General features: G+C 43.1%; 2 protein-coding genes and 2 pseudogenes. 3 read left to right on the plus strand and 1 reads right to left on the minus strand.

Going from position 1 to position 3,223, the window contains the following annotated elements; translation table 11 throughout:
- The 3 genes and pseudogenes from BO26_RS22450 to BO26_RS24720 all read left to right on the plus strand — a co-directional run.
- Nucleotides 1-165: pseudogene (locus tag BO26_RS22450) on the plus strand (RHS repeat-associated core domain-containing protein); the annotation flags it as partial.
- Between the two features lie 1,445 nt (nucleotides 166-1,610).
- Nucleotides 1,611-2,644, plus strand: a pseudogene (locus BO26_RS18150) (IS481 family transposase).
- Between the two features lie 122 nt (nucleotides 2,645-2,766).
- Entirely contained in the window at nucleotides 2,767-2,856 is a 90-nt protein-coding gene (locus BO26_RS24720) for a SymE family type I addiction module toxin (protein WP_420864715.1), read from the plus strand.
- Nucleotides 2,857-2,915: 59 nt separating this feature from the next.
- On the opposite strand, the gene BO26_RS18160 is transcribed toward BO26_RS24720, so the two are convergent.
- A partial coding sequence (locus tag BO26_RS18160) for a transposase (RefSeq protein WP_036773959.1) occupies nucleotides 2,916-3,223 on the minus strand: 308 nt, incomplete at its 5' end.

Below are 3,223 nucleotides of genomic sequence, written 5' to 3' on the forward strand. Positions count from 1 at the left end.
GAGCGTGACGCAACGGGGCTGTACTACTACGGATACCGTTACTACCAGCCGTGGGCGGGCCGGTGGCTCTCTGCAGATCCGGCGGGGGTGGTGGACGGGCTGAACCTGTTCCGCATGGTCAGGAATAACCCGGTGACATTCATCGATCCTGATGGGTTGATCCCACAAACCGTTGCAAGAAAATATATATATTTTCCGATACCTCATGAGCAGCGAAGGAATAGAATGGAATATGCAAATATGGCTAAAAGACAAAGTAGAAAGCCAGATTATGTATTGCTTGTGGAAAGCGGAGAACATGAGAAAGAAAATATTTCACTCATAAAAAAAGAAAAATCAAACTATGAGCAGCTTATTAAAGAAAGCACAGAAAGGTCTGACATCATTGAGTGGAAGGGGATAGTCACTATGTATGAATCCGTATTGAGAAATAAAACCAACAGTTTAAACAGAGCGAGAAAGAGTGATATATTATATATAAATTCACATGGTCATCCCGGCGAGGGTTTCTTTTTTCCTGACCCTGGCGAATACCCCGTCAGCGTTGAGGATGTCGCAGAAAAATTAGTTAATGTATTTAAAATACCTAAAGATCTCAAAGTGAGAATTTCTGCCTGCCACAGCGCCGAAGGAGGACCCGACCCAATTATTATTCCTGAAAATATAACGGATATAAATGAAAAATATACATACGTCAAAGCTAGCAGAGGTGATTTTTCGAGTTCCCTGGCTGGAAAACTTGAACGTGCACTTATAAATTTACAACCTGAACGCTTACCTGGGTTAGTTTCTGGATATTTAGGCCAAACAACATTCAACGCAGTAAACATGGATAAATATGCGCTAACAAAAAATAAAACAATGAAAATAAGCACAAAACACGCATTATCTATTTTTTACTCAAAACCAAAATTTACGGGAATAGCTACCTATTTTAGAAAGATGAATACAAGGTTTAGTATTCATGGAGAGAACCAAAGGAAATAATGGGGTGTGTCGCGTTAAGTGGGCAAGCCAGCAAAGGTTCTTCCCGGTCGCAGCTGTTGGCCATCGATTTTTTGCCAGCAAAGTTTCATCCCGGGCGGTGCCGGCAGCGTAAAAATGACAGCAAAAGAGGGTTATCATGGGGCATTACACAATCAGAACGAATGACGACGAAGATCAGGCCATTAAAAAGGCGCAGGAAGCCACCGGACAGGCATCAGCCAGAGTAAAACCTTTATGATGGCCTTCAGCGTCACAGAGACGAGATAGAGCAGCCCAGGCGCTCACTGGCGCAGGAACAGGCCAAAAATAAAGAGCAGGTTGCATCAGTGCAGCAATTCAGGAACAGCATGAATGTTATGTTTGAACTGGCTGGCAACAATAAAAGTTAATATCATTGCTCTTGTTCGGGCGCTGTCGGGGTTTTCTTTCACGGATGATGGTTTGTTTATCCCGACCCTGTACAGGGGTTTGAGGGCCAATGGAACGAAAACGTACGTTAAGGAGATAATTCATTGTTTAAATGTATTAGTCGCGACTTGATCTGACAATTCAACTTGAAAAGTTGAGAGTTACCGGTTTTGATAGAGATGTCCAAATCTTAAACAAAACACGAGGTAACTCTCATGCTATATACTAACAATCCTATTATTAAACACAAAGTCGGTTTACTTAATTTAGCGGAAGAACTTGGCAACGTTTCTAAAGCTTGCAAAGTGATGGGCGTATCACGCGATACGTTTTATCGTTATCAAGAACTTGCCCAAGAAGGCGGTATTGATAATCTTATCAACCAAAGCCGTCGTGTTCCTAATTTTAAAAATAGAGCGGATGAGGCGACTGAGCGTGCCGTTGTTGAACATGCGGTAGAGTTCCCTGCTCACGGGCAACATCGAACCAGTAATGAGTTACGACAAAAAGGCATTTTCATCTCAGGGAGTGGTGTACGCTCTATCTGGCTCAGGAACCACCTTGAGAACTTTGCAAAACGGCTCAAAGCCCTTGAAGCTAAAGTTGCTGAAGAAGGTATGACGCTCAATGACGCTCAAATCGCCGCCCTTGAGAAGAAAGCCCATGATGACGAAGCTTGTGGTGAAATCGAAACCGCTCATCCTGGCTATTTAGGCTCACAAGATACTTTCTACGTTGGTAATCTAAAAGGGGTTGGGCGTATTTATCAGCAGACATTCATCGATACGTATTCGAAAGTGGCGCATTGTAAGCTGTACACGAGCAAAACACCGATTACGGCAGCATAAATGACCGTGTATTACCGTTCTATCAATCTCACCAGCTGCCAATGCTAAGAATCCTGACGGATAGAGGAACTGAGTTCTGTGGTCGAGTTGAACATCATGATTATCAACTTTATTTAGCGATTAATGATATCGACCATACCAAAACGAAGGCGATGTCTCCGCAAACTAATGGTATCTGTGAACGGTTCCATAAAACGATTTTACAAGAGTTTTACCAAATCACGTTCCGCAAAAAGCTGTATAGTGACCTGGAAAGTCTGCAATCGGATCTGGACAACGGGTTGTGGCACTACAATAATGAAAGAACACATCAAGGTAAGATGTGTTGTGGTCGAACACCAATGGAAACATTACTAGATGGAAAACGACTCTGGGCAGAAAAAAATCTGAACCAGATTTAACCTGACAGACACCTGTATAAATAACCGGTAACTGTCAGGTCAAGTCTGAGCTAGTACATCGCAACACGGGTAGAACCCGCTATTACAGTCAGCATCCGAGCCTGCATCTTAAAGGCAACTGGCTGGAAGAAGCTGGGTTTACTACTGGACAGGCGGTGAACATCACCGTTGAACGGGGGCAGTTGATTATCCGGCTCATTGAGAACAGCTGACGACTCAAAAAAGATCCCAGTGCTTGACCCTGTAAATAATTCTGTGTATTTGCCTTTCATTAAATGTGGCCGTCCAGGCGGTCACCGAACTCAATAATAAAACGACTCATCGCTTGTTTCCAGTTTTGAATCGGCATGCTCCATTTTTTTGAAGCTGATTCAATCGCCAAATAGATAACTTTACGCACAGAATCTTCCGTTGGAAATACCTTACGTTTTTTAATCGCATGGCGGAGCACACTGTTGAGGGATTCTATTGCATTCGTCGTATAAATGGCTTTACGGATATCTTCGGGATAGGCAAAGAACGTGTTTAGATTCTCCCAATGGGCATACCAACTCTTGCTGATTTGTGGATATTTGTCAT

Origin of the sequence: Photorhabdus australis DSM 17609, from assembly GCF_000711895.1 — a bacterium.
In the GTDB taxonomy this organism is placed as follows: domain Bacteria; phylum Pseudomonadota; class Gammaproteobacteria; order Enterobacterales; family Enterobacteriaceae; genus Photorhabdus; species Photorhabdus australis.